Source organism: Bacteroides mediterraneensis (genome assembly GCF_016900355.1).
GTDB lineage: Bacteria > Bacteroidota > Bacteroidia > Bacteroidales > Bacteroidaceae > Phocaeicola.
On sequence record NZ_JACJKA010000053.1, the window covers coordinates 1 to 1,646 of the forward strand.

The window sequence follows — 1,646 nt, forward strand, 5'->3', positions numbered from 1 at the left end:
AAGAGGATGTGTCAAAATGATGCATCCTCTTTTTCGTTATATAATCATCGTTTTGCCATTTTTCATAGAGTATGATTTATGTTTTTCCTATGTCCATGCCTTTTGGTGGTATAATGTGCTGTAGATGGCTTATGCCACCCTTATATTTTGATAATTTTTGTCTGTCATCTTCTGATTTTTGATTTTAGCACACATTTTCTTTATATTAAAGGCAATGGCAAAGAAGGCAAAGTCCATTGTGACCTTGTCTTTTCCAAAATGCCTGAACCTTTTGTATCCCATGTCGTATTTGATTTGTCCAAAGACGGCTTCAGGCTCTATGCATCTTTGCCCTCTATGGCTGATACCTTTCTCTGAGGTAAGCCTTTCACGCGCTTTTTGTTTATATTCTTTCAGCCTTTGATTGACTTCTATGGTACGTCTTGGTGATTTTGAACTGAAACACATACATCTGAGAGGACATCCCTCACATCTGGCAGCCCTATAGGCAATGCTTTCTGTAATATATCCACTTTCAGTTTTAGAATGCCTTACACCTGTCCGCTCCATATGTTGCCCCATGGGACAAACATAATAATCTTTCTCCTTGTTATAATATAGGTTTTCCTGTTTGAAAGGATTTGTCACATATTTGTCTGCCCTTTGCTCCTTATGAAAGAAATTGTACTTGACATATGCTTCTATTCCGTTTTCTTCCATAAAGCTATAGTTCTCCTCCGAGCCATAACCTGAATCGGCAACCTCTTCCAATGGAAAACGGTTATAACGTTCATGAAACGAATTTTCAAAAGGAATCAATGTAAGAGTGTCTGTAGGATTAGGGTAGAGTCCAAAATCGACCATAAACTGGTTTTCGGTTCCGATTTGTAGATTATATCCCGGTTTTAATTGTCCGTTTCCCATAGGGCCTTCCTTCATATGCATAAATGTAGCATCAGAATCTGTTTTGGAGTAGGAATTTCGTTTGCCGAGTATTCTCATGTGCCTGTCATATTCGGCAAGTTTCTCACAGTGCGATTCCAATTGCTTGATTTGCTTTACCTTTTGTTTCTTAGCTTTCTTTTCTTCCTTGTCCGATGCGGCTGGTGCATTTTCAAGGGAGGCTTTTAACTCTGATATCATATCCGCCAGCATGGAAGGGGTAAATTCGGTAGCGGTATTTTCAATACCGGCATTCTCCTGTGCTACGACCTCATCAATCTGCTGTAGAAGAATACGTATCTTCTCAAGAAGCCTGGCACGGTTACGTTCCACGTTCTTACGCCATATGAATGTGTATCTGTTGGCTTTTGATTCAATCTTTGTGCCGTCAACATATTCAACCTCAAGGCTTATGAATCCTTTGGATGCCAGAATGAGGACTATTTGTGTGAATATTCCGTTTATCTCATCCTTAACACGGTTACGGAAACGGTTTATAGTCCGGTAATCCGGTTGCTCATAACCGGCAAGCCAGATGAAATGAATATCCCGCAGCAAGGACTTTTCTATCTTACGACAGGAATAGATATTGTTCATATAGGCATACAAAACAGCTTTGAGCATCATTCGTGGGTGATAGGGAGAACGGCCGAACTCCTTATACAATTTATGGAACGAACTAAGGTCAAGGTTGTCAACCATAGCATTCAGAATACGTACAGGAT

At 40.0% G+C, this 1,646-nt stretch carries 1 protein-coding gene; it reads right to left on the bottom strand.

Annotation, left to right across the window (positions count from 1 at the left end; all coding sequences use genetic code 11):
• Positions 1–129 precede the first annotated feature (129 nt).
• The coding region (locus tag H6A28_RS14725) for an IS1182 family transposase (RefSeq protein ID WP_204481055.1) at positions 130–1,646 on the bottom strand (1,517 nt) is incomplete at its 5' end.